The following is a 25427-nucleotide window of genomic DNA, read 5'->3' as shown; positions in this document are numbered from 1 at the left end:
AGCGGCCGGGGATCCCCGCGGAGAAACCGATGTTGGGGATCATTGGATACGAGCTCCAGGCTCAGATCCACAGGAGCGCTCGGACTCTAGTCTATCGGGCGCGCCGCGAGAGCGATGGCCTGCCTGTGGTCCTCAAACTGATGGCAGAAGAGTACCCCAGCTTCGAGGATGCGACCCGCTTCAAGCGCGAGTACGAGATCGGCCGCAGGGTGTCTGGGGAGGGGGCGGTGGTGGTGCTGGCCTTGGAGCCCGTGCGGCGCAACTGGGCCATCGTCATGGAGGATCGCGGAGCTTTGACGCTCCGCGCCATTTTGGAGGAGCGCCGGCTTCCGCTGGAAGAGGCCCTGCGGCTGGGCATCCGGCTGGCTGCCGCGCTGGCCGCGGTCCACCGGCAGAACGTCATCCACAAGGACATCAATCCCTCCAACATCGTCATCGAGCCTGCCCGGGAGGAGGTGCGGCTCATTGACTTTGGATTGGCCTCGCTGATGGCGCGGGAGAACCCCACCCTCCTCAGCCCCAATCTGTTGGAGGGGACGCTGCGCTACATCTCGCCCGAGCAGACAGGGCGGATGAACCGGGCCATCGACTCCCGCTCGGATCTGTACTCACTGGGAGTGACGCTCTACGAGCTGCTCACCGGGAGGGTGCCGTTCACCTCGGCGGATCCAGTCGAGCTCGTTCATCTGCACATCGCGCAGCGGCCGGTGTCTCCCCACGAGCTGGAGCCGGCCATCCCTCGTCCCCTCTCGGACGTGGTGATGAAGCTGCTCGCGAAGACGGCCGAGGATCGCTACCAGAGCGCGCTCGGGGTGCAGTCAGACCTGGAGGACTGTCTCGAGGCCTGGAGCTCCGGAGCCCGGGGGGTGGAGCTGGGATTGCCAGACTTCCTCCCGGGCCGCAATGACATCTCCAGCCGGTTCCAGCTCCCGCAGAAGCTCTATGGCCGGGCCGCGCAGATTGAAGAGCTCCTGAAGGCGCTCGACCGGGCGGCTCGGGGCCGGGCCGAGCTGGCGCTGGTGGGAGGCGACTCCGGCCTGGGCAAGAGCGTGCTGGTGCATGAGATCCAGCGGCCGGTGCTGGACCGCCGCGTCAACTTCGTCTCCGGGAAGTTCGACCAGCTCCAGCGGGACATTCCCTACGCTCCGCTGATTCACGGCTTCACCGACTTCGTCCGGCACCTGCTGACGCTGAGCGAGGCGCAGCTGGCCCCCTGGCGCCAGAGATTGAGCGAGGCCCTGGGAGGCAATGGGCAGGTGGTCATCGACGTGCTGCCCGTGCTGGAGCAACTGCTGGGGCCGCAGCCGCCGGTGCCGGAGCTGTCTTCCCAGGAGGCGCAGCACCGCTTCACCCTCGTGTTCCAGCGCTTCGTGATGGCGCTGGTGTCGGGGCAACACCCGCTGGTGCTCTTCCTGGATGATCTGCAGTGGGCGGACCTGCCCTCGCTCCAGTTGCTTCAGGCGCTGCTGCTCGAGCCGAGGATCCAACACCTGCTGATCGTCGGCGCCTACCGCGAGAGTGACGTGAGCAGCGCGCATCCGCTGCGCCTGCTGCTGGAGGCGCTGGCGAAGGAGGGCGTGCCGCTTACTCCGCTCACGCTGGCGCCGCTCGAGTTCGAGCACGTGGTTCAGCTCGTCTCGGACACGTTCCGCTGCGACCCGGGGCGTTCGGCGCCGCTCGCGCGGCTGCTCTGGGAGCGCTCGGGGGGCAATCCCTTCTTCATCGGGCAGCTCCTGCGCGCGCTGTACGAGGACAGGCTCATCGACTTTGATCCAGACGCGGCCCAGTGGGCCTGGGACGTCGAGGTCATCCGCGCGCGGGGGCTCACCGAGAGCGTCATCGAGCTGATGACTCGCAAGCTCCAGAAGCTCCCCGAGGCGACGCAGCGGGTGCTGGAGCTGGCGGCGTGTATGGGCAATCGCTTCCCGCTGGCGTCCCTGGCCATCGTGCACGAGAGGTTGCCCGCGGAGGTGGCCGCCCGGCTGTACCCGGCCATCGAGGAGGGCCTCATCCTGCCAATGGACGACCGCTGGCGGCTGGTGGAGCAGGGCGGGGCGGCGGACGCCACGTACCGGTTTCTGCACGATCGCGTCCAGCAGGCGGCCTACTCCCTCATCCCGGAGGGGACGCGGGCCCAGCTGCACCTGAAGATCGCCAGGATGCTGCTGGCCAGCCTGACGCCTGAGCAGTTGGAGGAGCGGCTCATCGACGTGGTCCACCAGCTCAACCTGGGCAGCTCCCTGGTGACGGGCGAGGAGGAGCGCTACGAGGTGGCGCGGCTCAACCTGCTGGCGGGCCGGAAGGCCAAGGCCTCCGCCGCCTTCGAGCCAGCGCTGCGCTACTTCTCCACGGGGCTCTGGCTGCTCCCGGAGGACGCGTGGAGCCAGCGCTATCCGCTCTGCCTCGAGCTGCACCTGGAGGCGATGGACGCGGAGTACCTCAACTCGCGCTCGGAGCAGGGCGAGGCGCTCTCGGAGCTGGTGCTCTCCAAGAGCCGGGACGTGCTGGAGAAGCTCAAGGTCTACAACACGCGAATCACCTTTGCTTCGGTGAGGAAGGACGTCAACCGAGCGCTGGAAGAGGCCTATCGGGCGCTCCAGTTGTTGGGGCTGGAGCTGCGCCGGAGCGTGGCGCTTCCTGCGTTCCTCGAGGCGTTGAGCTCGGTCCAGAAGCTGACGGCGGGCCAGAGTCAGGAGGCCCTGCTGAGCCTGCCGCCCATGACGGATCCTCGCTGGCTGGCGGCCTGCCAGGTGACCGTGCCGGTGACCTCGGCGGCCTACATGAGCAATGCGCTCGACTCCTGCTTCATCTCCCTGGAGATGGTGAAGCTGTGCCTGCTGCATGGCAACGCGCCCGAGGCCCCGTACTTCTATTCCGTGTATGGGTTGGCGCTCACGGCCATCGTGGATGATCTCGACGCGGGCGCTGTCTACCGGGAGATCGCGCTGACGCTGCTCGAGCGTCTGGGGGCGAAGCAGCTCAAGTGCAAGGTGTACTTGATCACCACGGCCTTCATCCTGCACTGGAAGAAGCACCTGCGAGAGACGTTCACGCCGCTGAGGGAGGCGATCCAGGCAGGGCTGGACAGCGGCGACCTGGAGTTCACGGCGTACTCCGCCGCCTATCTCTCCACGCACGTCTTCTGCTCCGGCCTGCCGCTGGAGGAGGTGCTCCAGGAGAACGACCGCTACCTGGACCAGATGAAGCGCTTGAAGCTGGAGATGGGCTCTCATGCCATCCGCGCCGTCCGGCAGGCGAGCCTGAACCTGATGGGCCAGTCCGCGGAGCCCACGCGCATGGTGGGCGAGTCCTTCGATGAAGAGGAGGAGCTGCTGGCGGCCATGACGTCGGGGTTCATCTCGGGCCTGGCGCGCATCTACCTGATGAAGATCATCCTGGCCTGCTTCTTCCGGGATGCGAAGCTGGCGGTCGCCATGACAGAGGCTCGCGAGCCCTACATGAGCACGGCGCTGGGGAATGTCGCTCATCTGGAGCAGAACTTCTTCGGGTCGTTGGCGCTCCTCTCGGCGTGTGGCGGCGCCTCCGAGCCGGACCGGGCCCGCTACCTGGCCCGGGTGGAGAAGAATCAGGAGAAGCTGAAGCGCTGGGCGGAGCACGCGCCGATGAACTCGCTGCATCGCTACCAGCTGGTGGAGGCGGAGCTCGCGCGGGTGCGTGGGGACTTCCTCAACGCGGCCCGGCTCTATGAGGAAGCGGCGGGCGGCGCGAGGAAGAACCGCTACCTGAACCATGAAGCCTTGTGCCACGAGCTCGCGGGGGAGTTCTTCCTATCCATCGGCAGAGAGCGCCTCGCGCATGACAGCCTCCGGGATGCGGCCGCCGCTTACCGGCGCTGGGGGGCCGAGGCCAAGGTGGCTCAACTGGAGAAGCGTTACCCGGAGGTATTCATGAGGAAGCAAGCCCCGGTAGAGGACAAGAGCCAGACTGCGGGCTCCATCTCATCTAACGACACGAGCGGGCCGCTGCTGGATCTGGCCACCGTGGTCAAGGCCGCGCAGGCCGTCTCGGGGGAGATCCTGCTCGAGCCGTTGCTGGAGCGGTTGATGCGCATCTTGATCGAGAACGCCGGCGCGCAGCGCGGGGCGCTCGTGCTGGTGCGAGATGACAGGCTGCTCATCGAGGCCGTGCAGGAGGTGAGGTCGGCCTCTTTTGCCCGGCTCTCGGTGCCGCTGGAGGGCTGCACGCTGCTGTCGGAGGCCATCGTCCAGTTTGTCGCGCGGACGCGGGAGAACGTCGTGCTGGACAATGCTTCGGCGGAGGGGCTCTTTTCCCGGGATCCCTACGTGGTCCAGCACCGCCTCCGATCGGTGCTCTGCGCGCCGTTGATCAACCAGGGCAGGCTGATGGCCATCCTCTACCTGGAGAACAACTACATGGCGGGCGTCTTCACCGCGGACCGGCTGGAGGTGCTGCGCCTGCTCTCCGCGCAGGCCGCGCTCTCGCTCGAGAACGCGCTCCTCTACGCACAGCAGGAGGAGTACAGCCACACGCTCGAGCAACGGGTGGAGGCGCGCACGCGCGAGCTCCAGGCGAAGAACGAGGAGCTGAGCCGGGCGATGAGCCAGCTGCGCGACACCCAGAAGCAGCTCGTGGCGCAGGAGAAGCTGGCCTCGCTCGGCGCGCTCACCGCGGGCATCGCCCATGAGCTGAAGAATCCCCTCAACTTCATCAGCAACTTCGCGGAGCTGTCCGCGGAGTACGCGGACGAGCTGGTGAAGGATCTGGCCTCACCGCAGACGCGGATGCCCGCGGAGGCCCAGCGGGAGGTGCTCCTTCAGCTTCATCAGAGCGTGATGAAGATCCGCGACCACGGCAACCGAGCCACCCAGATCATCAATGGCATGTTGATGCACTCGCGGGAGCAGCCCGGCACGAGATCTCCCGCGGACCTCAACGCCGTGCTCGCGGAGAGCCTCAACCTGGGCTACCGCGGGTTCTGCACCAAGGTGCCGGGCTTCGAGGCGAGCATCCAGACGGACTACGATCCGGGCGTGCCCGAGGTGGACATGGTGGCGCCGGAGCTCAGCCGCGTGTTCATCAACGCGGTGGATAACGCGTGCTACGCCCTGCAGCGCAAGAAGAGCGCGGCGCGGGAGGAGTTCTCGCCCTGCCTGCGGGTGAGCACGAGGGATCTCGGCGAGCGCGTGGAGGTCCGCATCCGGGACAATGGCATGGGCATCCCCGAGCCCCTGCTCGGCAAGGTGTTCAATCCGTTCTTCACCACCAAGCCGGCCGGTGAGGGGACTGGGCTCGGGCTCTCTCTCAGCCACAACATCGTCGTGGAAGGCCACCGGGGCAGCATGCGGGTGGAGTCGGCGGAGGGAGAGTTCACCGAGCTGATCATCGAGCTGCCCAAGCGCGCCCCCACGGTGTGAGGGACAGCGAGCGGCTGTCAGAGCCTCCAAGATCTTTCGAATTGATCCAAGGGAGTGAAGTCCACGTTCCTGATCTTCGCCCGCTCGAAAGCCTTTTTGACTTCTTCCACCACGAGCACACCCCGGAAGCGCTCCGTTGGCATGAAGAAGTCGGAGCCATCCCAGGAGTTGGGATCGAAGAAGAGCCCCTTCCAGACAGGGAAGATGCCGGCTGGAGAGATCCGGGGCACCTCGACACCTTTGGCCCACTCGATGCTTCCGCACCGGCCTGTGACGGCAAGACCGCTATAGCCGGGGATCCGTTGGCCCTGCTTGTCGTGGACGGAGACCTCGTAGAGAGACCAGCCGGTGAACCCGTGCGACCGCAGAAGCTGCACCACGGAATCGGCAACAATGAGCGGTGTTGCATACGTCGTCCGAATTACTTCCACCGGCTTGGCTCGCCCCATCGCCCATTTGAGGGTGATCGGGTGGGCCCGGTGCATTTCGGCGCGTGTCAAGCCGACTGCTTCATCGGTCGTCTCCACGTCCAGATCGCCTCTGAACGCCTTGCTGTTCCCTGGCTCTTCAAGAAGGAACATCTTGTCAAAGCCGGGGAAGACCTTAGAAGTTGACTTGGAACCCAAACTCGCCTCCCAGCTCTCTTCCGAACTGAAGAATCTCCTCGAGCGTGTGATCTGCCACGAAGAACTTCTGCCATCGTCTATTGTATTCGGCTGCGTTCTTGAGATGGCTGGACTGCTCCCACCAAGCGCCGTACTTCGGGTCCTGGATGTTGATCCCCGCGTTCCGGAATTCTTTGGCGAACTGCTGAGGGAAGACGTGATGGGCGTGCGCCTCCTTGGGCATCCGTCCCGTCAGGCGTGCGAGATTCTCCCGGAAGTTGCTCTCAGTGAAAGGCTTGAAGCCACCGCTCGTCTTGTTTGAGTCTCCGGAGCCCTCCTCTCGAGCCTTGGGGGCCTCCATGAGGACGTAGAGGGCACCGGCCCCTGTGCCTAGCGCCGCCGCCGTTGTGCCCACGGGCACCACCACCTGTTCTACAGCCAGTGCCCCCTCGGCGGTGAGTGACAGCACTGGCAGTGCCGCACCCGCCATGGAAATGCGCGTGGCTGTGCCGGCCGCACTGCCGTAGAGCATGAGCAGGTGCGTGGACAGCCGGGCTGCCTCGCGAATCTGCTCCTGCAATGGAAGCGCCGAGTAGCTCGCGAAGTAGTCGGGCGAGGAAGCGATGAGGGCCGCCACTGCGGACGGCAGTTGCTGGAGTCCCTGGAGGCTGCGCACCGGAGAGGTGACGAACTGGGCCAGCGCCAGCCCCATCTCCCCCAGCGCATCCTGGCCCCCATCGAGCGCAGCGTTGAACCAGTCGCGCTCCAGGCCCAGCTCTCCCAGCAGCGGCCCCGAGGGACGCAGCGAGTCATCCACCGGGTAGAAGACGCCACCTTTGTCCCGGTAGAAGGTCCCCACCTCGAAGGTGCCCGCCATGAACTTGCCCTCGCGCAGCTCCACGCGGCCCATACGCTGGAGAGGCTTTCCCGTGAGGGCGCTGACCAGGTACCCGTCTGGGCGCATCACCACCAGGAAATGGAAGGGGCGAAGGCGCTGCAACAGCTCGGGGTAAGGCACGTCCTCATTCCGGGTGAGCACCTGGCGAAGCAGGTGGATGAGAGCTCGGCGCGGGCCGAAGCTGCGCAGGGTCATCCGCGTCCGAGCCAGTGCCTCCCACAGCTTGTGCGCGTCAGCTGTCTCCAGCTCCTCTCCCGCCTCGTGCCAGGAACCCTCCTCCAGGCCCGCCGACTGCTGCAGGAGTTGGAAGTCATCCCGCTTCGCCCAGAAGCCCTGGTCACTGGTGCTCTGCGCGAACTCAGGCGCGAGCGCTTCGCCCCGCAAGGAAGAGGGGCGGCCCGTGGCACCGCTGGTTGCGCAGCCGGCCATCCAAGTCAGCGCCACCATCGCCAGCAGCGCCAACCCAAACCTTCCTCGGATTCTCATGGAGTGTCCTGGCGGTGGGTCGCTTCGACTCGACGCCCTCTCAGCGCGTGGGGCCGTCGCGCCACTCCACCCGGTAGAGCGTGAGGGGATCCGGCTTGCCCTTCACCGCCACGGGCGCCAGCTTCGTCAGCGGCCAGGAGCGCTCCTGGGTCCGCAGGAAGGTGGTCTCCGCCATGCGGATCTCCCCCGGCGGCGTGGCGTCGCAGATGCGGCTGGCCACGTTGGTGGCATCTCCGATGGTGGCGTACTGCAGATACTGCTCGGAGCCGATGTTGCCCGCCGCCACGCGGCCGGTGTTCAGCCCCACGTGGATCTTCAGCTCCGGCTTGCCCTGCGTACGCCAGCGCGTATTGAGGTCCGCCAGCGCGCGCTGCATCTCCACCGCCGCGCGCAGCGCCCGGTCCGCGTCCTCCGGCTGGGAGAACGGCGCGCCCCACACCGCCATCAGCGCGTCGCCGATGTACTTCTCCAACGTGCCCTCGTGGCGGAAGACGATGTCCACCATCACCGGGAAGTACTCGTTGAGCAGATCCACCACCTGCCGCGGGTGCAGGGTGGAGGACAGCGAGGTGAAGCCGCTGATGTCCGAGAAGAGGACCGTCACCTCCGTCTCGACGATGTCCAGGTGGGCCCGGCGCTCGCTCTGCAGCTTCTTGATGACCGCGGGCGGGAAGAAGCGCAGGTAGGCGTTGCGCAGCACCGCCTCCTCCGCCAGCCGCTGCGTGAGCATCGAGTTCTCGAGCGCGATCGCTGCCTGGTTGCCGAAGGCGGTGAGGAACTCCAGGTCCTCCTCGGTGAAGCGGTTGGCCTGGGCCTGGTTGTCCACGTACAGCACGCCCAGCACGTCGTCCTGCGGCTTGAGCGGCACGCACATGGCCGAGCGGATGGACTGCAACATGACGGAGTTGGCCCCATCCAGCCGGGGATCCTCACGCGCGTCCGCGAAGAGCGCCGCCACGGTGTGCTTGCGCACGTAGTCCACCACGTGCTGGCTGTAGAAGGAGCCCGAGGGCAGCTCCCCCGTCGACAGCCGCGCCACCCGTGGGCGCAGCATCCCCGTGGCCGGGTCCACCAGCAGGATGGCCACCCGGTCCACCTCGAGGATCTGAAACACAAGCCGCAGCACGCGCTCCAGCAGCCCGTCGATGGGGCCTGGCGAGGAGAGCATCTGGCTCACCTTGAGCAGCACCCGCAGCTTCTCGGAGGAGCGCAGGTCCGCCTCGCGCGCGGAGCGCACCCTCAGCGCCGAGGTGCTCCCCGGCGCCCTGTCCAGCTCCAGCAGCTCCTCCATGGAGAGCGGCGAGAAGCGCGTCTTCAGCCCCTGGACGTGCGTGGGCTCGAAGGCACCCGGGGAGGACATGAGCTTGAACGTCACATCCCCGCACTGGAACGAGTCCCCATCATGCAGGGAGAAGCGATCCACCCGGACCCCATTGACCAGCGTCCCGTTCTTGCTGCCCAGGTCGACCAGCACCACCCGGTCTCCGTCCCGCTCCAGCCGCGCGTGCTTGCGGGACAGGCTCATGTGGAGCACGCGGATGGAGTTCTCGTCCGTACGGCCAATGGTCGAGGGCCCCTCCGGCAGCGGATGCTGCTGCTCGTCGAGCAGCCCTGGGTTCACGATGAGCCACATGCGCCACCATCGTATCAGCGAGTGGCGCGGGCGATGAGTCCTGGCATCGCTTCCCTGCCAGTCAGCAGCCCTGGGCCCGGACGCTGGGGGTGTAACAGGGCTGTCGCGAGCTCAGGGGCCTCGCAGCGCCGCCATGCGCAGGCGGAGCAGGAGCTCGCCCGCGCCGGGGTCCACCAGCTCCAGCGCGGCGCGCTGGCTGAGGCCCCGGTACTCCTCCTCGTCTCCCTCGTCGTCGTCCTTCTTGTCGCCCCCATCCTTGTCCTCATCCCCCTCTGGCAGCGGCTGGGGCCGAGCCATCCTCGGCTGAAGGCTCGGCTGGCTCAGCGCGTCCGCGCGGCTGGCGGAGAAGAGGGTGGCCAGGGACAGGAGGAAGATGAGGGCGACGGCGAAGGTCTTCATGGGGACGGCTCCGTGCGGGCTCCAGAAGGGGTGACGGCCCGTCCCCACGGGTATTCACGCCTCGGCTACTTGGCAGGCGCGGCAGCCGTGGGCAGGCCGCGGATGTACTTCACCAGACCGTCGATCTGCTCGGGGGTGAGCTTGTCCTTGAACCCCTTCATCTTGGCGTTCTCCTTGGAGCCGTTGGTGATGACCTCCTTGATGTCGGCGTCCGAGTGCTTCTTCTGGAAGTCGGCGTTGGTGAGATCCGGGATCTTCTCCTTCTCCCCCATCTTCGTCTTCGCCTTGCCATCGTCTCCGTGGCAGCCCTTGCACTTCGCCTTCCAGGTGTCGCCAGCGGACTCATCGGCGTAGACGGTGGCGGAGAGGGAGAGGGCCAACACGAGCGCAAACCGCATCTTCATGGTTACTGCCTCCACGGGTTCCTACGGGTGAATGACTCGCCGGCTGGGACGCGGCCGGTCAGGGAAACTTCAAGGGCTGAGTGCCCTGGGCGTGCAGCCAGGCTGTCACCGCCTGGAGGTCCTCTTCGGGTAGGTGGAGGTGGTCGAAGGCCTCCATCTGGTTGTTGTCTCCGAAGAAGCGGGCGGCGTTGGGAGTGCGGATGAAGGCATAGGTCCACTCGCGCGAGCCCCAGCCCTTGAGGTCCGGCGCTGCGCCGCCGCCCACGCCGTCCAGGGTGTGGCAGCCGCCGCAGCCCTCCGAGTCGAAGAGCCCCTCGCCCTTCTTGGCCAGCGCCGCGGTGACGTCTGTCCGGCCGCCCTGCGAGTAGATGAACTCGGTGAGGGCATCGGCGGACTCCTGCGGGCCGGTGTAGGCCTCCATGTCGTCGATCTTGGTATTGCCGAAGAAGTGGGGCTCCTGGGGGTTGCGCAGGAAGCGGGAGAGCCAGGCGCGCGAGCCGTAGCCTTCCAGGCACGGGCTGCCCTTGTACGGCTGGCTGTCGCAAGGCGCGTGGCACTTCTGGCACTGGGCGGTGACGACGCGGCGTCCCCAGACAATCGGATCATTCCGGTAGAGGTTGAGCGGGCCGGAGGCAGGCACGCCTCCCATCGAGGCCAGGCGGCGGGCCTCGGTGGCCTCCTCGTGGGCGCGCTCGGCCATGGCGGCCACGGCCGGATCATTCGTGTCCGAGCGCACGGCGAGCGCGCCGAGCCCGCCCACGCCCAGCAGGCCCACCGTGAGCACTCCCGCGAGGATGCGGTGGATGCCCGGCACCCGGCGCGAGAAGGTGGTGTGGATGAAGGGCAGGGCCGCCAGGAAGCCCATGGCGACGCCGGGCAGGATGATGGTGGCTACAATTTCAGCGCCCCCCTCGAAGTACTTCAGCATCTGGAAGAGCGGCAGGAAGTACCACTCGGGGCGCGCCAGGTACTGGGAGGACGGATCGGCCGGGGCCTCGAGCGGAGCGCCATGGCGCAGCGCGAGGTAGAAGATGATGCCCACGCCGACGGCGGAGACGGCGGTGTCATAGAGCAGCTGGCGGGGATAGAAGGGCTCGGCCTTGCGAGCCAGCTCCTCGGCGGACAGGTCCGGCGGGGTGACGCCGTGCTTGCGGAACAGCGCCACGTGGACGGCGATGACGGAGAACAGCGCCGCGGGCAGCAGCATGACGTGCAGCGTGTGGAAGCGCGTCAGGGTGAGGTTGCCGTAGGAGGAGCCGCCCTGGAGGAACATCTGCAGCTTGGGGCCAATCAGCGGCACGGTGCCGGCGATGGAGGTGGCCACCTGGGTGGCCCAGTAGCCCTTCTGGTCCCACGGCAGCAGGTAGCCGGTGAGGGCCAGGCCGATGATGAGCTGGAACAGGATGAAGCCCGCCAGCCAGTTCAGCTCGCGCGGAGCGCGGAAGGCGCCGGCCCACAGGGTCTGCAGCAGGTGCAGGGCCACCATGATGACGATGGCGGAGGCGCCCCAGTGGTGGATGCCGCGCAGCAGCGAGCCCATCAGCACCTGGGTCTCGATGTAGTTGACGGAGGCCCACGCATTCGTGGTGGAGGGGCTGTAGTACAGCTCCAGGGCCACGCCGGTGGCCGCCTGCATGAGGATGAGGACAGTGACGGCCGAGCCGAACACGTACTGCCAGCGGGCGCCGCCGGGCACGTTCTCGTACAGCGCCACATGCATCAGGGCGCGGTAGCCGGTGCGGGAGTCCAGCCAGTCTTGGAAGCGCTTGAGCATGGAGGGCCTCACACTGCCTCGCGGTCAGGGAGGCCCTGCTTGTAGCGCTTGTAGTGCACCAGCACCTGCTTGCCGCGCACCTCCACCTCGAGCGGATCCATGCCGCGAGGCGCGGGCCCGGCCTTGTACTTGCCATCCAGGGTGAAGGCGGAGGTGTGGCAGGGGCAGGCGAAGAGGTTGCGCTGCTTGTCCAGGTTCACCCCGCAGCCCAGGTGAGGGCAGACGGTGGAGAACGCGGTGAAGGTGCCGTCCGCGTTGCGAGTGACCCAGGCGGCGCCGATGGTGGTGGCCTCGGAGCGGCTCCAGGCGTCGGTGACGGAGCGGATGAGCTCGACGCGGCGAGGCGTGCCGACGGGGAACTCGGAGACGTTGCCCACGGGGATGGGCGCGTCGGTGGCGCTGGTGCTGGGCCCGGAGCGAAGGGGAGAGAAGAGGCTTCCCAGCACGGGCACGGCCGCGAGCGCCGTGATGACACCGCCAAGCAGCACGGTGAGGGCGCCGAGAAAGCCTCGGCGGGTGGTCGGGGGGGCGGAGAGCTCGGACATGGTCGGCAGCGAGTATAGAACCTGTTCAAAGATGAACCATTCCTCATTGTGGCAACACGGGCCGTCCGAGCGAGGACACTGCTCGTGACGGCGGTGCCATCCACGGCTCGGGATGATTACTTCTCTCGAGGGCCGTGCTGCGGGCAGGGGTGGGGACAATGGTGGGGCGGGGGCGGATTTTTGGCGGGATGCTGTTGTTGGCTGCGTGCATGGTGGGGCCGAGGTGCAGTCCTTCTTCCTCGGGCGGGGAAGGCGGCTCCGAGAAGCCGATCATTCCGATGCCGCCCATCCCGATACCGCCGCTGCCTGAACCTCCCACGTCGCCCGCGCCTTCACCGGGGGACGCGGGCACGCCTCCGCCCGATGCGGGCACTCCGGATGCGGGGACTCCCGAGCCGCCGCGGGCCACCCGCTGTGCTCCGGACGGCGGTGCTCGCCACTGGCTGCTCGAGGGAGAGACGCTGACCGTCACGCTCCGCTGCGCGAAGGGGCTCACGGGGCCGGAGCTGCGCTTCACGGTGTCTCCGCTGCCGCCGGGCGCCACGGTGGACGAGGCGGCCGGTACCTTCCGCTGGACGCCGGGCAAGGACCAGGCCGCCGTCTGGACGCTCACCGTCACCGAGCGCACCACGGGAGAGACCGGAGTCCTCGAGGTGGGCGTGGTGGACAACTGGCAGGCCCCGGACAACGTGCCCATCGCCGATCCGGCGAAGTACACCGAGGAGTACGGCCTGCCCGTCTTCCACCTCATGTTCTCGGGCCCGCTCACGGCGGGCGACTACCGCCCGGCGGAGCTGATCTACCGCGGCCACCACTACACGATTGGGGCCAAGTACCGCGGGGCCACCTCCAGCGTGTTCCCCAAGCGCAGCATGACGTTCAAGTTCGCGGACGATGATGCGTTCAACGAGCCCCTCCAGGCCGGCGGCGGCTTCACGGGCCGGCACCGGGTGGCGCTCGTCACCCACTTCAACGACAACTCGTATCTGCGGCCGAGGCTCGCCTTCGATTTGTGGAACCGGATGTCTCCGGACCACATCCAGCTCAAGACGTACAGCGCGGTGCTCTACATGAACGGGCGCTACTGGGGCGTGTTCACCGTGATCGACCACGTCGATGACGAGCTGCTGGAGCGCCAGGGCCCGTCCAAGAAGGGAGACCTCTTCAAGGCGGTGGACGCCGACGCCAACTTCTCGCGGCTGGACGCGGACGGCGCGCCGAAGACGACCCTGCACCAGGGCTTCGAGAAGAGCGAGGGCAAGCCTCCCGAGGGCTGGCCCGGTGCCTTCGACGGGCTGGAGGCGCTCACGGCCTTCGTGGCCGACTCGGACGCCGCCACGTTCCGCGACAAGCGCGGCGAGTACATGAAGCCCCAGGACTACGAGGACTGGTGGATCTTCAATACGCTCATCCTCGGCACGGACTCGAGCGCGAAGAACGCGAACCACTACATGGCCCGCGAGCCGCGCAGCCCGTCCCGCTTCATTCCCTGGGATCTGGACGCCAGCTTCGGCCAGGGCTGGGACACCCGGCGGCAAGCGGCCAACGCACTGCCGGACTTCTCGGAGGACAACCTGCTCTTCGCGCGCATGCTGCAGGAGCCCACCATCGCCGGGCCCATGCGCGAGCGCTACCAGCAGCTGCTGCACGGCCCGCTGTCCAAGGCGGAGGTGCTCCACCTCATCGACGGCTACGTGAGCGAGCTGGACGCCTCGGCTCGGCGCGACGAGGCGCGCTGGGGGCAGCAGTACCGCACCTTCGAGCGCTGGGCCGACCGGACCGACCTCACCACGTACTCGGAGGAGGTGGACTACATCCGCCAGTGGGTGAACCAGCGGTGGGATCTGCTGGAGCACCGGCTGCCGTAGGGCCTGATTGGCTTCGGTGGTGCGGACTTCCTGGGAAATGGGGGGATTGGACTTACCCCTCACGAATCGGCATCGTTCGCCCATCATGACGTCGCCAGCGACGGACCCGTCCCCCTCATCCGCCTCCGGACAGCCAGCTCCCGCTTCGAGCGTTCAGGCCGTAGCGCCTGACAGCATCTTCGCGAAGTCCGCCCTCCGCATGGGCCTCATCCACGATGTCCTGCGCCGCAACCTCGGCCGCATCATCCAGGTGGCCGAGACGAAGGAGCAGGTCTCCACCCAGGACTTCGCCGACTTCATCGAGCTGTACCTGCGCTTCCTCATGCTGCACCACGAGGGCGAGGACCAGTACATCTTCCCCGTGCTGAAGAAGGGCCCGGCGGTGAGCGCCTCCGATGCCGCCTTCCTGGACTCGCGCGGCTCCGAGCATGTGCAGGTGCACGCGACATGCGAAGCCCTGGGCAAGGCGGCTCGGGAGGTCCGTGAGCAGGGCTCGGCCGCCTTCCCCTCGCTGGGCCGTGTCGCCGGCGAGCTGCGGACGCTGCTCCTTCCGCACCTTCAAATCGAGGAGCAGGTGCTGACGGCCTCGCACATGGCGAAGGTGGTCTCCGCCTCGGAGCTCGAGGACAGCCAGAAGCGCATGGTCGCCAGGGACCAAAAGGAGGGCGGGACGCAGGTCCTGCTGTTCATCATCCACGCCCTCACCCCCGACGAGCAGCGGGCGTTCTTCCTCGATGACATGCCCTGGTTCGTGCGCAAGGTGCTGGTGGGGCTGATCTGGTCGCGCTCCTACCGCCGCTTCCTGCCCTTCTCCCACTCGCGCACGATCGGGCTCTGAGCCGGCTCAGGGGGATGTCCCGCGGCGACATCCCCCCCGCGGCCTGGGCTTAAAGCGCGTAGGTGGCGACGTCCGCGCGGACCTTGCTGACGATGCCTTCCCAGTTGCCGTTGCCGCTGTGGGAATAGGCCTCGGCATCATCGCGGAAGTCCACCGTGTGGAAGCTCCACTTGGCGTGGTTGCCCTCGCACGCGCCCGAGCCGGTCGTCAGATCATTGCAGAGCCAGTCGCTCGGGTTGCAGTACGCGCCGCCCGCGCTGCCCGCGACACCGCCGGTGGAGTGGTAGGCCACCGCCTCGTCATCCTGCCCGGGGAGGATGCCCGAGTAGAGCGTGCCCTTGGCGCCCGCGAACATGTAGAACCACAGCGAGCGCGTGTTGTTGTGGTCGTACAGGCCGCGCGCCGTGGTGGTCACCAGGTTGCCCACGATGGGATCGCTCGTGGCCCACTCGCCATCATCGGCCAGCTCGCTGCCGCCGCCCGCGCCGGAGGCCACGTCGATCCACCGGATGTTCCAGCCCGTCTGCGTGGTGCCGTCCGTGTTGCCGCACACGCCGCTGGAGTTGGGGGTGGCGTTCTTCTTGTAGCGAGCGGTGCCGCCGTAGAGCGACAGCGCGTAGCCGATCTGCAAGTCCCCCGCGCTGTGCACGGCGATGTAGCACCAGTTGCTGCCGGTGCAGAAGCAGTCCAGCGCATCCCGGACGTGGGAGTTCTGGCCGCCGATCGTCTGGCGCCCATCCCAGTTGACGGCCTTCTTGTTCACGCCCGCGGAGACGCTGGCCGGGCCCCAGTTGGAGAAGTCGGCGTAGTTGCCGATCTGGGTCCCACCGCCGTTCTTCCCGTGGATCCACAGCGTGTAGTTGGTGGCCTGGGCCTGGGGAGCAGCGAGGACGGCGGCTGCGAAAACCGCGGCCAGCGCCGCGTGGACATGAACCTTCATGGAAACTCCAGGGGTTACGGGGGGATGGCCGCATACGGAGTGGCGGCTACTCAGGTTATCGAAGGATGAGAGTCAGGAGTTGCCGTATAGTCCGAAAAGACTGCGACTCACCGGAGGAGATGTCGCCCCATGGCCATGATCCAGTTCACCCGTAACTACACCGACCGCTCCAACGACGAGGGATTCCAGTTCGAGTTCCACTGCGACAAGTGCGGCAACGGGCACATGTCCTCGTTCGAGGGAAGCGCGCTAGGCATGGCCTCCAGCTTCCTGAAGGCGGCGGGCTCGTTCTTCGGCGGAGCGCTCTCGCGGGCGGCCTACGCGGGCGACCATGTGAAGGACGCGCTGCGCGGCAAGGCGTGGGATGACGCGTACGCCAAGGCGGTGAACGAGGCGAAGACGCATTTCAAGCACTGCTCCCGTTGTGGCCACTGGGTGTGCCCGGAGGCGTGCTGGAACGAGGCTCGGGGGCTGTGCGAGGACTGCGCGCCCAACCTGGCCGAGGAGGCCGCGCACATCCAGTCCCAGGTCGCCGTGGAGCAGGCCTGGGAGAAGGCCCGCACGGTGAACCAGGTGGAGAGCCTGGACATGAAGGCTCAGCGGACGGTGGCCTGTCCCCACTGCAACGCCAGCGTGGAGGGCGGCAAGTTCTGCCCCGAGTGCGGCAAGCCCCTGTCGGCCAAGTCCAACTGCGGCAAGTGCGGCGCGGAGGTGGCGGCCAAGTCGAAGTTCTGTCCGGAGTGCGGGACGCCACGCTGAGGGCTCGAGGGGTGGAATTGCGGCCCGCGCGGACTGTCGGAGATTCAATGGACAACGCGACCTTCCAGCGGCTCGAACGTCAGGTCCGAGCCCTGCAGCGCCCCGACCGCGCGCTCCTGACGTACTACATCCTCACCGCGTGCCTGGCCCTGCCAGCGCTGCCGTTCGTCCTCCTGCCGCTCTACTTCCGCTACCACACCCTGCACTTCCGCTTCGACGAAGAGGGTGTGTCGATGGGCTACGGCATCCTCTTCCGGCGCGAGATGCACCTCACCTACGCGCGGATGCAGGACATCCACCTGTCCCAGAACCTCTTCGAGCGGTGGCTCGGCATCGGCACCGTCACCCTCCAGACCGCGGGCGCGGGGGAGGGCGGGGACATGAAGATTGAAGGAGTCCGCAACTTCGAGGCGGTGCGCGACTACCTCTATGCGCGCATGCGAGGCATCCGCGAGAAGGCCCTGGCCCCTGCCGAGGCTCGGAGCACCGAGGAGCAGCTCCTCACGGAGATCCGGGACTCCCTGCGGGCCGCGGCGGCCGCGCTCGAGGAGACGCCCCGGTGATCTCCGCCTTCGTCTCCGCGCTGCGGCCGCTGATCGAGCCCCTGCTCAAGCTGCGCTTCGAGCCGCCCGCGCTCCCCGAGGGAAGCCAGACGCTGCGCAAGCTCAAGCCCTCCGAGCGCTACCTGTCCTACGCCTATACGGGGAGCGTGCTCACTCATGTTCCACCGCTCTTGATGATCCCTGGGTTCCTGATCTCCGGGCTCTTGGCGGTCCGTGCCGTCTCATGGGTCCTCTTCCTGGTGGCGGGGCTCATCCTCCTGGGGACGCTGGTATCGCTGGCCGTGTCCCTGGTGGTGCGGAGGCTGGGCTGGGAGCTGCGTGACTACCTCATCGGCAGCCGGAGCCTGCGCTTGCGCGAGGGAGCCTTCGTCCAGAGAGAGCTCACCTTGAGCTACGCCAACGTGCAGAACGTGGAGGTGATGCAGGGACCACTGGAGCGGCTCTTCGGCTTCAAGAGCCTGCGAGTCAGCACCGCTGGAGGCAGCCGCGGCGGGCCACGGGAGCGCGGTGCTCCAAGTCACGAGGCTCGGCTCGTGGGGCTGGAGGATGCCGAGGCCGTGCGGGATCTCATCCTCGGCGCGCTGAGGCAGCAGCGCGATGCCGGGCTCGGGGATCCCTCCCACGAGCCTCCTCGCACGCGCACTCAACTGCTCGAGGAGATCCGGGACGCGGCCGCCGCGCTCAAGCTGGCCACCGAGAGGCGCGCACGCGGGACGAGTGGAGATCCCCCACCCACGCAGCAGGGGCGTTGATCACCGCGGACCTCCAGCGGATTGATGCTCACCAGCAAACAACGTCACGCAGCGCCTCACGGGACAGTGGGATGTAGGGACATGCGCAGCGCGGAATTTCGTGCTCGTGGCGTAAGGATCAATTGGATCCAACCATAAAATCCTGACCGCACCGAAACACCCCCAGGTACACATTGCAGCAAGATCTTGGGAGCGTATGGTGCTGGGGTTCCGCGTCCCGGAGGGCTGGCTCCGAGCGCGAGATCACCTCTGACGTGGAGGACCCTCACTATGAAAATCCAACGACTGTTTCATGCCGCGCTGCTCGCTTCGGTGTTGATGACCGTGGCCGCCTGCGGCGATTCCAACAAGCCCCCTGAAAACCCGGACGCTGGTCCGACGCCGCTGCCCACGGATCCGGGAGATCCCAACAACGCGACCAAGGACACCGACTGTGACGGCCTGAGTGACAAGGTCGAGTTCGAGACGGACCGAGGCGGCGGCAGGCACACCGACCCCGGGTTGGCGGACACCGACCGGGACGGGCTCCCGGACGGGCTCGAGGTGGGCGTGGACACGCCCGTGTCTGGCACCAACTGCACCCTGCCCAAGGATGAGAGCGTTGCCCTGACGACGGACCCGACCAACCCGGACACGGATGGGGATGGGCTGCTGGACGGAGTGGAGGACGCCAACCACAATGGCAAGGTGGATGCCACCGAGACCAATCCGCAGCTCAAGGACTCGGACTGTGACGGGCTCATCGATGGTCCGACCAACGGCAACCTGAAGGGCGAGGACCAGAACGCCAACGGGGTCAAGGATGGCACCGAGACGGACCCGCGGGTGGCGGACACCGATGGGGACGGCATCCTGGACGGCATCGAGCTGGGCGTCACCGTCAACCCGGACCCGAAGACCTGCACCAACTTCAAGGCGGATGCCGATCCCTCCTCGACCACGGATCCGGCCAACGCGGACAGCGATGGTGACGGCGTGAGCGATGGTGCCGAGGACACCAACCAGAACGGCAAGGTGGACAGCGGCGAGCTGGACCCCAAGGCCAGCGACGCGTCGGGCCCTGTGGCCCAGGTGTGCACCGCGGCCAACCTGCGCCCGGTCACCTTCAAGTCGGAGAGCGGGCCGGACATCAAGGTGGCGCTGCCGCCGTCCTTCACGGAGGTCAACCAGATCAAGGTCGGCACCGATGTGAGGGGCCTGATCGGCTACGACGACACCAACAAGGTCGCCTTCCTCGTCTTCCGTCAGCCCGCGCCCACGAACTCCACCACGCCGCTGGGGGATGAGGAGGCGCTGCGGCCCGCCATCTCGAGCAAGGGCGCCCTGAGCAACCGCACCGCCCAGGTCTTCAGGACCTGGGATGGCAATGACGCAGTGCAGGCCTTCTACGATCAGGTGGGCACGACCACGGACCTCAAGCGGCGCACGGATCAGCTGGTGGACGCGCTGCTGCCCGGCAGCACGGGCAGGCTGAGCGCCGCGGCGGCGGGCATCAATGGCGACTTCCGCCTGGAGGCGCTCTACGTCCACCGCTCGGCCCAGAGCGTGGTGGTGCTCATCGCGGTGACGAACCTGGCGGCGGTCACGGACACCAACCGCAGCACGGTGGCTGCCTTCTCCGCGAGGGATCTGTCGGATGGTTCGGCGCTGGCCCAGTTCGGCGAGCCCACGGCCGTCCAGTGCGAGCGCTTCCAGTTGACGACGTCGAAGGTGGACTTCCTCTTCGTGGTGGACGACAGCGGCTCGATGGCGACTTCCCAGACCTCGCTGGCCACCGCCGCCCAGGCCGCGGCGGATGCGCTCAACGCCTCGTCGCTGGACTGGCGCATGGCGATGGTCACCTCCAGCTACCACCAGGCCAGCCAGACCAACTCGGGCGCCGTGCGGCAGTTCACCCGCAACGTGAACCTGGTGAAGGCCTGGCTCACGCAGAACAGCACCTGTAACAGCGGGGTCTGCAGCCTGCCCGCCAGCGTCACGCCGGCGCCCATGTGCCCCGGGAATACCTCTCAGGGCGTGAACGGTGGATGCTGGGTCGGTACCGGCGGCGGCGGCGCCGAGGGCGTGCTCGGCGCGGCCCGTAAGGCCATTGATGACATTACTCCCGGCACGGATGCCACCGCCCCCGAGTCGGCCACCCAGGCGCGCAAGGATGCCAGCCTCGTGGTCGTCCTCCTGGGCGACGCGGATGATCAGACCAGCGGTCCCACGACCACGGTGGCCAACTGCGGCACGGGTGGCACCACGGACAAGACCGGCTCCAGTTGCGAGAACGTCCAGAACTTCGTCAATTTCTTTGGCGGCGTGTCTTCCCCCTCGGCTCCCACCAACAAGACGGGCAAGCTCATCACCGTGCACGGCATCGTGTGCCCGGCCGGGAGCGCCTGCGGCTGCACCCAGGGGACGTGCGACTTCAACAACACGGGCCGCGAGTTCAACCCGCAGCCGCCGCAGGTGCAGCGTCACGTGACGGTGGTCAATGCCTCGGGCGGAGTGCTGGGCTCCATCATCGACACCAGCTCCATCAAGGCGTCGATGGATGCGATCATCTCCAACGCCATCGGTAACGCGGGCTACAAGGCGCTCAAGCCGCCCATCGGCGCCTCCATCAAGGTGGCCGTGGACAACGTGAGCAACCCCGCGGCGTGCACGGCGAACAACATCCCGCGCAGCACGGTCAACGGCTTCGACTTCGACGGCAGAGCCCAGACGATCTCGCTCTTCGGTGCGTGCCGCCCGGCGAGCCAGACCTCTCAGGCGGCGGTGTCGTACCAGTACTGGATCAACGCGGTGAGCGACCCGAACGGCGGCGTGCCGTGCCAGGACGACCCGAACTACAGCCCGACGGAGCCGGACCACTGCACCGGCCCCACGCTGGGCTGCAACGACGCGGGCAACAAGTGCGTCTGCAAGCCCAACTGCGGTGACACCTGCGGCGCCGGCACGCAGTGCGACATGACGTCCTGCTCGTGCCAGGTGATCATCGGCTAGCGGTCCAGGCGCTCCGGGTGAATGGCCCGGAGCGCCCCGCTCTCGCCGGAGCCGGGCGTGGGCCGCTCCTCCGCTGCTTCAGCTGGGGGAGTGGCCTCGCCAGTCGGCGAAGCACTTGACGAAGAGCCGGGCGATGCGGCGCGCCTCCGCCTCGTCGTCCGGGTAGTCGAGCTGCTGGTAGAAGCCCTTCATCCGCTCTACCCGGTGCAGCTCCAGCTCCGCCTCGAAGAGCGCCTGCCAGTGGGCCAGGAGCACCAGGCTGTAGCCCCGCTGCACGCTGTCGAGGTGCTCGCCGCCAAAACCCCAGGCCTCGGTGGTGAAGCGGAAGTAGCGCTCGGCGAAGGTGAGCAGCCGCGGGCTGAACGTCTCCAGGCGTTGGAGGATTCGCGCCGGGCGATCCAGCTGCACGGTGCGCAGCATGCGCGTCACGTAGTCCGGGAAGAAGAGCGCAGGAGCCAGGGGCCGGCCCAGCCGGTCCGCGAGCACCCGGTCCAGCTCCGCCACGGGGCCGGCCTCCACCAGGGACTGCAGGGACACCGTGTCGAGCTCGAGCGCGTCGCGCTCCAGCTGCACGGGTTGGCGCACCTCCTGGGCGTAGCTCTCCATGAAGCGCCGCAGCTCGACGAACTCGCTGTCGGCGATCTCCAGCAGGCCCGCGAGCCGGGAGAAGCGGCGCCGGACGGGCAGGGGGACCGACTCGGGAGACTTGTAGCCGAGGTCATGTTCAATCTCGGCCCAGGCGTGCTGGAGGATGGTGCGGATCTGGATCTCGAAGGGCCAGTCCCAGCCGGAGTGGTGCTCGAGCAGCTCCGGAGGGGGATGGCAGATGTAGTGCAGCGAGCGGTAGCCGAAGCTGTCCGGGTCCTGGCGCAGCCGCTTGTCCACCGAGCGATCGATGTCGACGCGGAAGTGCTGCTCGATGAGCCGAGCCACCTGCTCGATGGAGTCCTCGAAGAAGGTGATGATCCGCAGGCCGACCAGATCGGTGAGCTCATCGAGCCGCTCGTAGATCTTGTCGGGCCGAGCCAGCTTCCGGGCGAGGCTGGCGGGGCTCTTCACCCGGTAGCTGATGCCGTGCACGCTCACGCCGCCGCGCTCGAGCACGCCCTGGAGGTGGGCGTGGAGCGCCCGGCCCAGGGCCTCGAAGGTGGGCTGACGGCCCAGATACGCGTCCAGCAGTTCCTGCTTGAGCATGGGACGCCCTTCTTGCCATGGCCGCGCCTGCCACGGAAGGTGGGCACCCTCAGAGCCCCGGAAGCAAAGGCCTGTAGATCTCCGGAGTGACTTGAGGTCTTTGGACCACCGACTGGGTCACCTCGACCAGATTGATGGTCCCGAGGGCACAGTCCCCCCAGACGCCCAAGGCGATGAATGGGAAGATATGAGTTCCGTGGTGGGTGCTTGCCGGAGTGAACGTGGCAACACACGGGTTTCCCGGCAAGCAGGCCTCCATCCCGTTTTCATCCAGCAGGAGGCTGATGAACCCCATGTCTCCGGAGGGAGTGAAGATGTTCAAGACGAAGCCACCGGCACCGGCCTCGAGCTTGTAGTAGAGCGGCTCTTGACTCAGGAACTGCCCAGGCGAGAGCCGCTGGTGGATCGGCGTGTATACAAAGAGGCCCGTGGGATTGGCCGACTGAACCAGCAGCGTCTGAGCAGTGTTGTTGTACACGTTGATTCGGAATCCCAGGCCCATGACCTTTTCCCCTTGAGTACCGTCACCAGGAACCGCCCCCTGCGGCCTGGTATGCACAAGATTGGCGCTCAAGGGACGTCGGCGCTGTGAAGCGCTTCACAGGCCGCGGGTGAAGGGCCTCACAGCCCCTTGAGGGACTTGAAAGCCCGTCTCCAGCCCTGGGAACACCTGTCACGTACACCCGCGAGTGACTCAGTCGCGATCGGGTGCACCGCCGGGGAACAGGGAACGGAACGGCCGCGCCTCCTCCACCGCGCGGGCAATCGAGGGCCGCGCGAGCAGGCGGGCGCGATAGGCGCGGAGCGCCGCGTGGCGCTCGGGGATGGGGTGGACCCAGTCGGCGTAGAAGAGCGCCGGCCCCGTGGCGCAATCGGCGAGGCTGAAGTCGCCGGCGGCCCACTGGCGCCCGGCCATGTGCCGGTCCCACCAACCGTAGGCGGTGTCGAGCAGGTCCCGCGCCTTTTTCACGCCGAGGGCATCGTGGGCACCGTCCGTCCGGCCGCGGTCGAACACGATCGTCTGCATCGGCGTCATCAAATAATTGTCGGACAGGCGATCGAGCTTCCGTACCTCGAGCGCGGCCGCGGGAGCCGCGGGGAGCAGCGCCGCCGGTCCGGGCCGGTGCAGGCCGAGATGCTCGATGATGATCGTCGCCTCCGGGATCACCGCGCCGCGATCGACCAGGAGCGGCATCTTCTTCAGCGGCCAGAGCGCCTCCCATTGGGCCGCGACGTCCGGCTCATCGAGCCGACGGTAGGCGAAGTCGATCCCGTTCTCCCACAACGCGATCAGCGCCTTCCAGCAATAGGAGGAGAAGGGATGAGCGAAGAGCTGCGGCCGATCGTCCACAGGCATGGTGTCTCCCAGCACGGCGAAGGTCTTTCCATGCTACGCAGACCGGAGACTCCCACGTGGCACAATCTTCTTCGCGGGCTCATGGAGGCGCCTGAGCCGCGCCTCCTTCACTTGCCGGACTGCTTGAAGATGAACGGGTAGCTGACGACCACGGTGCCGCCGCCCTTGGGCTTGGGGAACTCCCAGAGGCGCACGTGGCTGGCCACGCAGCTATCCAGCTCCTTGCTGCCCGTGCTGGACTGGAGAACGGTCGACTGGAGCACCTGCCCCTCGGCCCCAATGGTGAACTGGGCCTGCACCTTGCCGTTCAGATCCGGGTACTGGTTGAGCAGGCTCTCGAAGCAGGCGCGGATCTGCGGCCTGTGCTCCTGGATGACCTTGCGGACGAGCTCCTTGTCCAGCGAGCCTCCCTTCACCTCGGGCTCCGAGGCGGCGAGCCCCACGTCCACGGTCTGCTTGCCGGTGAGCCCGCCGATCTTCTCGCCATAGTCCGGGTGGCCATTCGCTCGGCCAATCGTGCCGATGGCGCCGATGCCAACGGTGTTGCCCGGACCGCTCGGACCGCCCGGGCCGCTCTTGGTCACCAGCCCGATGATGCTGCCCGCCGGGCCCGCCATGGCCGAGACGTTGCTGATGGCATTCCGGAGATCGCTGTTCAGGTTCGAGTTGCTGAAGAGGCCGGCGACGTTCTTGCCCGAGCCGTGGAAGAGATCCTTCACGAGGTTCGCTCCCTTGCTCCTCGGGTCCTGCGAGCCCGTGCGAGGAGGCTGCCTGGGGGGAGTCCTACGGGGCAGCGGCTTCGGCTCGGGGTTGGCCTGCGCCGTCTGCTGCTGGTGCGTCTTCTGCTGGTTGAGCTGGTCGATGAAGTGGTTCCGCTGCGGCTCGGGCGGCTTGACGATGAACTTGGTGAGGCGGGCCTGATCGACGTTGAGATCATCGGCGAAGGCATCGTCGTCGCCGCTGCGGTTCAGCGCGCTGATAATGAACATCGTCGCGGCGAAGAACATCACCAGGAAGATGTTGAGCGCCCGGTAGTCCACCGAGTCCGCCAGCGGGACGTACACCCGCTTGGGCACCGGCTGGAAGCACACCTCCATCGTCACGCCGCCCAGATCCACCCAGAAGACATCGTCCGTCTCGAGCGCCAGCATGTACCCCGAGTCCTCGTGAGAGGCCTTGCCGGACTCGATGACGGCTTCGAGGCTCAGCGTCTCCGCGTTGCGGATGAGCTCGCCCTTCATCTTGCCGGTGAAGCAGACGGTGTGCGTCTGCCCGTCGGTGCGCAGCACCTCCAGCCGCGGGCTGCCGAGCCTGCCGTCGCCCATGACGAAGTCCACGCCCGCCGCGGTGCCCACGCTGAAGGACTTCTCCTCGCCCGGAGGCAGGAAGAACTCGCCCACGCGCTGATCACCCCACAGGAAGCTCAGGGACACGCCCAGCGGCCCGCTCGCGTGGCTCCGGCGCGCGGCGCGTGCGCGAGGCATGGGCTCGGTGCTGGGCGTCTCGGCCAGTGGCACTACCGCCGGAGCCGCTTCCACAGCCGCTGCCTGCGCGAGCCCCACGGCCACTGGCGTCTCCTGGGCCGGCGCTGGCGGGAGCACCGCCGTGCTCGATGCGGCGGCGGCCAGGTTCACCGCGGCCACAGCGGCCGGGCTCTCCAGGCGCAGGGTGGTGCCGCCCACGCGGATCTCATCCCCGAAGGTGATGCGGCCCTTGTTGACGCGCTTGCCGTTGACGTAGGTGCCCTCGACGCTGCCCATGTCGATGATGGACAGAGCGCCGTCGGCGGCCACCTCGATGACCGAGTGGACCCGGCTGACCTTCTCGTCATCCAGGCGTAGGTGGGCTGAGGACAGCCGGCCGATCTTGATGATGTCGCGCTCGAAATCCTGCGAGGTGACGAGCGTTGCGCCCTTGAAGACCTTGAGTGTCAATGGAATGGCCATGGCGGCTCCCTGCTGGCTTGCTGGGAGGACTGACACCGCGCATTTCTGAAGGTTCCCGCGCAGGAGAACTCGCGGGCCC

The 25427-nt window shown here is 67.3% G+C and carries 19 protein-coding genes; 7 read left to right on the top strand and 12 right to left on the bottom strand.

From position 1 onward, the window contains the following. Nucleotides 1–29: 29 nt before the first annotated feature. Nucleotides 30–5396 (top strand): AAA family ATPase, encoded by a 5367-nt coding sequence (locus ACJ8AT_RS39860; RefSeq protein WP_407743246.1) that lies wholly within the window; start codon nucleotides 30–32, stop codon nucleotides 5394–5396. A 17-nt stretch (nucleotides 5397–5413) separates the two neighbouring features. Here ACJ8AT_RS39860 and ACJ8AT_RS39855 read toward each other — a convergent pair whose 3' ends face one another. From ACJ8AT_RS39855 to ACJ8AT_RS39825, 7 genes are all read right to left on the bottom strand, one after another. Continuing rightward, nucleotides 5414–6022, bottom strand: a complete 609-nt coding sequence (locus ACJ8AT_RS39855) for a hypothetical protein (RefSeq protein WP_407743245.1) — start codon at nucleotides 6020–6022, stop codon at nucleotides 5414–5416. Then, the gene (locus tag ACJ8AT_RS39850; RefSeq protein ID WP_407743244.1) at nucleotides 6000–7385 is read right to left on the bottom strand and encodes a hypothetical protein; all 1386 of its coding nucleotides are present in this window, start codon (nucleotides 7383–7385) and stop codon (nucleotides 6000–6002) included. Before ACJ8AT_RS39850 ends, ACJ8AT_RS39855 begins: the two co-directional genes overlap by 23 nt. 40 nt (nucleotides 7386–7425) lie before the next feature. Further along, on the bottom strand, nucleotides 7426–9018 hold the full coding sequence (locus tag ACJ8AT_RS39845; protein WP_407743242.1) for an adenylate/guanylate cyclase domain-containing protein: 1593 nt from the start codon (nucleotides 9016–9018) through the stop codon (nucleotides 7426–7428). Nucleotides 9019–9129: 111 nt separating this feature from the next. Continuing rightward, nucleotides 9130–9417: a hypothetical protein gene (locus ACJ8AT_RS39840; protein WP_407743240.1), complete on the bottom strand. Its 288-nt coding sequence runs from the start codon at nucleotides 9415–9417 to the stop codon at nucleotides 9130–9132. Nucleotides 9418–9482: 65 nt separating this feature from the next. Further along, a complete protein-coding gene (locus tag ACJ8AT_RS39835) occupies nucleotides 9483–9821 on the bottom strand; it encodes a c-type cytochrome (RefSeq protein WP_407743239.1) in 339 nt (112 codons plus the stop codon). A gap of 58 nt (nucleotides 9822–9879) precedes the next feature. Further along, entirely contained in the window at nucleotides 9880–11595 is a 1716-nt protein-coding gene (locus ACJ8AT_RS39830; protein ID WP_407743238.1) for a cytochrome b N-terminal domain-containing protein, read from the bottom strand. An 8-nt stretch (nucleotides 11596–11603) separates the two neighbouring features. Beyond that, entirely contained in the window at nucleotides 11604–12140 is a 537-nt protein-coding gene (locus ACJ8AT_RS39825; RefSeq protein WP_407743237.1) for a ubiquinol-cytochrome c reductase iron-sulfur subunit, read from the bottom strand. 278 nt (nucleotides 12141–12418) lie between these two features. Here ACJ8AT_RS39825 and ACJ8AT_RS39820 point away from each other — a divergent pair, with 278 nt between their 5' ends. Both ACJ8AT_RS39820 and ACJ8AT_RS39815 read left to right on the top strand, forming a co-directional pair. Then, a complete protein-coding gene (locus tag ACJ8AT_RS39820) occupies nucleotides 12419–14008 on the top strand; it encodes a CotH kinase family protein (protein WP_407743236.1) in 1590 nt (529 codons plus the stop codon). An 85-nt stretch (nucleotides 14009–14093) separates the two neighbouring features. Further along, nucleotides 14094–14846 (top strand): hemerythrin domain-containing protein, encoded by a 753-nt coding sequence (locus tag ACJ8AT_RS39815; protein WP_407743234.1) that lies wholly within the window; start codon nucleotides 14094–14096, stop codon nucleotides 14844–14846. A gap of 49 nt (nucleotides 14847–14895) precedes the next feature. Here ACJ8AT_RS39815 and ACJ8AT_RS39810 read toward each other — a convergent pair whose 3' ends face one another. Beyond that, nucleotides 14896–15786, bottom strand: a complete 891-nt coding sequence (locus ACJ8AT_RS39810; protein WP_407743233.1) for a hypothetical protein — start codon at nucleotides 15784–15786, stop codon at nucleotides 14896–14898. Nucleotides 15787–15915: 129 nt separating this feature from the next. Here ACJ8AT_RS39810 and ACJ8AT_RS39805 point away from each other — a divergent pair, with 129 nt between their 5' ends. The 4 genes from ACJ8AT_RS39805 to cglD all read left to right on the top strand — a co-directional run bounded on the left by ACJ8AT_RS39805 (nucleotide 15916) and on the right by cglD (nucleotide 20851). Next, entirely contained in the window at nucleotides 15916–16545 is a 630-nt protein-coding gene (locus tag ACJ8AT_RS39805; RefSeq protein WP_407743231.1) for a zinc ribbon domain-containing protein, read from the top strand. Nucleotides 16546–16592: 47 nt separating this feature from the next. Further along, the gene (locus tag ACJ8AT_RS39800; protein WP_407743230.1) at nucleotides 16593–17108 is read left to right on the top strand and encodes a PH domain-containing protein; all 516 of its coding nucleotides are present in this window, start codon (nucleotides 16593–16595) and stop codon (nucleotides 17106–17108) included. Continuing rightward, nucleotides 17105–17860 (top strand): PH domain-containing protein, encoded by a 756-nt coding sequence (locus ACJ8AT_RS39795; protein ID WP_407743229.1) that lies wholly within the window; start codon nucleotides 17105–17107, stop codon nucleotides 17858–17860. Before ACJ8AT_RS39800 ends, ACJ8AT_RS39795 begins: the two co-directional genes overlap by 4 nt. A gap of 270 nt (nucleotides 17861–18130) precedes the next feature. Further along, nucleotides 18131–20851 carry an adventurous gliding motility lipoprotein CglD gene (cglD, locus tag ACJ8AT_RS39790; protein WP_407743228.1) on the top strand — a complete coding sequence of 907 codons (2721 nt, stop codon included), beginning with the start codon at nucleotides 18131–18133 and terminating at the stop codon, nucleotides 20849–20851. Between the two features lie 78 nt (nucleotides 20852–20929). Here the strand turns inward: cglD and ACJ8AT_RS39785 are convergent, their stop codons facing one another. The 4 genes from ACJ8AT_RS39785 to ACJ8AT_RS39770 all read right to left on the bottom strand — a co-directional run bounded on the left by ACJ8AT_RS39785 (nucleotide 20930) and on the right by ACJ8AT_RS39770 (nucleotide 25348). Further along, nucleotides 20930–22045, bottom strand: a complete 1116-nt coding sequence (locus ACJ8AT_RS39785) for a GTP pyrophosphokinase family protein (RefSeq protein WP_407743226.1) — start codon at nucleotides 22043–22045, stop codon at nucleotides 20930–20932. Between the two features lie 49 nt (nucleotides 22046–22094). Continuing rightward, nucleotides 22095–22547 carry a hypothetical protein gene (locus ACJ8AT_RS39780; RefSeq protein ID WP_407743225.1) on the bottom strand — a complete coding sequence of 151 codons (453 nt, stop codon included), beginning with the start codon at nucleotides 22545–22547 and terminating at the stop codon, nucleotides 22095–22097. Nucleotides 22548–22739: 192 nt separating this feature from the next. Next, nucleotides 22740–23402, bottom strand: coding sequence for a glutathione S-transferase family protein (locus ACJ8AT_RS39775; protein WP_407743224.1), 663 nt, complete (start codon nucleotides 23400–23402; stop codon nucleotides 22740–22742). 107 nt (nucleotides 23403–23509) lie between these two features. Beyond that, on the bottom strand, nucleotides 23510–25348 hold the full coding sequence (locus tag ACJ8AT_RS39770; protein ID WP_407743223.1) for a TonB family protein: 1839 nt from the start codon (nucleotides 25346–25348) through the stop codon (nucleotides 23510–23512). Between the last annotated feature and the right edge of the window lie 79 nt (nucleotides 25349–25427).

Source organism: Hyalangium sp. (genome assembly GCF_045802625.1).
Lineage (GTDB): Bacteria > Myxococcota > Myxococcia > Myxococcales > Myxococcaceae > Hyalangium.
Note: the sequence above shows the minus strand (reverse complement) of the source record. Positions and strands in the feature narration are given on the sequence as shown.

Bases quoted from the DNA above. Each gene is read 5' to 3' on its own strand.
- ACJ8AT_RS39860 (WP_407743246.1), top strand. From the start codon at position 30: ATGTTGGGGATCATTGGATACGAGCTCCAGGCTCAGATCCACAGGAGC.
- ACJ8AT_RS39850 (WP_407743244.1), bottom strand. From the start codon at position 7,385: ATGAGAATCCGAGGAAGGTTTGGGTTGGCGCTGCTGGCGATGGTGGCG.
- ACJ8AT_RS39845 (WP_407743242.1), bottom strand. From the start codon at position 9,018: ATGTGGCTCATCGTGAACCCAGGGCTGCTCGACGAGCAGCAGCATCCG.
- ACJ8AT_RS39840 (WP_407743240.1), bottom strand. From the start codon at position 9,417: ATGAAGACCTTCGCCGTCGCCCTCATCTTCCTCCTGTCCCTGGCCACC.
- ACJ8AT_RS39835 (WP_407743239.1), bottom strand. From the start codon at position 9,821: ATGAAGATGCGGTTTGCGCTCGTGTTGGCCCTCTCCCTCTCCGCCACC.
- ACJ8AT_RS39830 (WP_407743238.1), bottom strand. From the start codon at position 11,595: ATGCTCAAGCGCTTCCAAGACTGGCTGGACTCCCGCACCGGCTACCGC.
- ACJ8AT_RS39825 (WP_407743237.1), bottom strand. From the start codon at position 12,140: ATGTCCGAGCTCTCCGCCCCCCCGACCACCCGCCGAGGCTTTCTCGGC.
- ACJ8AT_RS39820 (WP_407743236.1), top strand. From the start codon at position 12,419: ATGCCGCCCATCCCGATACCGCCGCTGCCTGAACCTCCCACGTCGCCC.
- ACJ8AT_RS39815 (WP_407743234.1), top strand. From the start codon at position 14,094: ATGACGTCGCCAGCGACGGACCCGTCCCCCTCATCCGCCTCCGGACAG.
- ACJ8AT_RS39810 (WP_407743233.1), bottom strand. From the start codon at position 15,786: ATGAAGGTTCATGTCCACGCGGCGCTGGCCGCGGTTTTCGCAGCCGCC.
- ACJ8AT_RS39805 (WP_407743231.1), top strand. From the start codon at position 15,916: ATGGCCATGATCCAGTTCACCCGTAACTACACCGACCGCTCCAACGAC.
- ACJ8AT_RS39800 (WP_407743230.1), top strand. From the start codon at position 16,593: ATGGACAACGCGACCTTCCAGCGGCTCGAACGTCAGGTCCGAGCCCTG.
- cglD (WP_407743228.1), top strand. From the start codon at position 18,131: ATGAAAATCCAACGACTGTTTCATGCCGCGCTGCTCGCTTCGGTGTTG.
- ACJ8AT_RS39785 (WP_407743226.1), bottom strand. From the start codon at position 22,045: ATGCTCAAGCAGGAACTGCTGGACGCGTATCTGGGCCGTCAGCCCACC.
- ACJ8AT_RS39780 (WP_407743225.1), bottom strand. From the start codon at position 22,547: ATGGGCCTGGGATTCCGAATCAACGTGTACAACAACACTGCTCAGACG.
- ACJ8AT_RS39775 (WP_407743224.1), bottom strand. From the start codon at position 23,402: ATGCCTGTGGACGATCGGCCGCAGCTCTTCGCTCATCCCTTCTCCTCC.
- ACJ8AT_RS39770 (WP_407743223.1), bottom strand. From the start codon at position 25,348: ATGGCCATTCCATTGACACTCAAGGTCTTCAAGGGCGCAACGCTCGTC.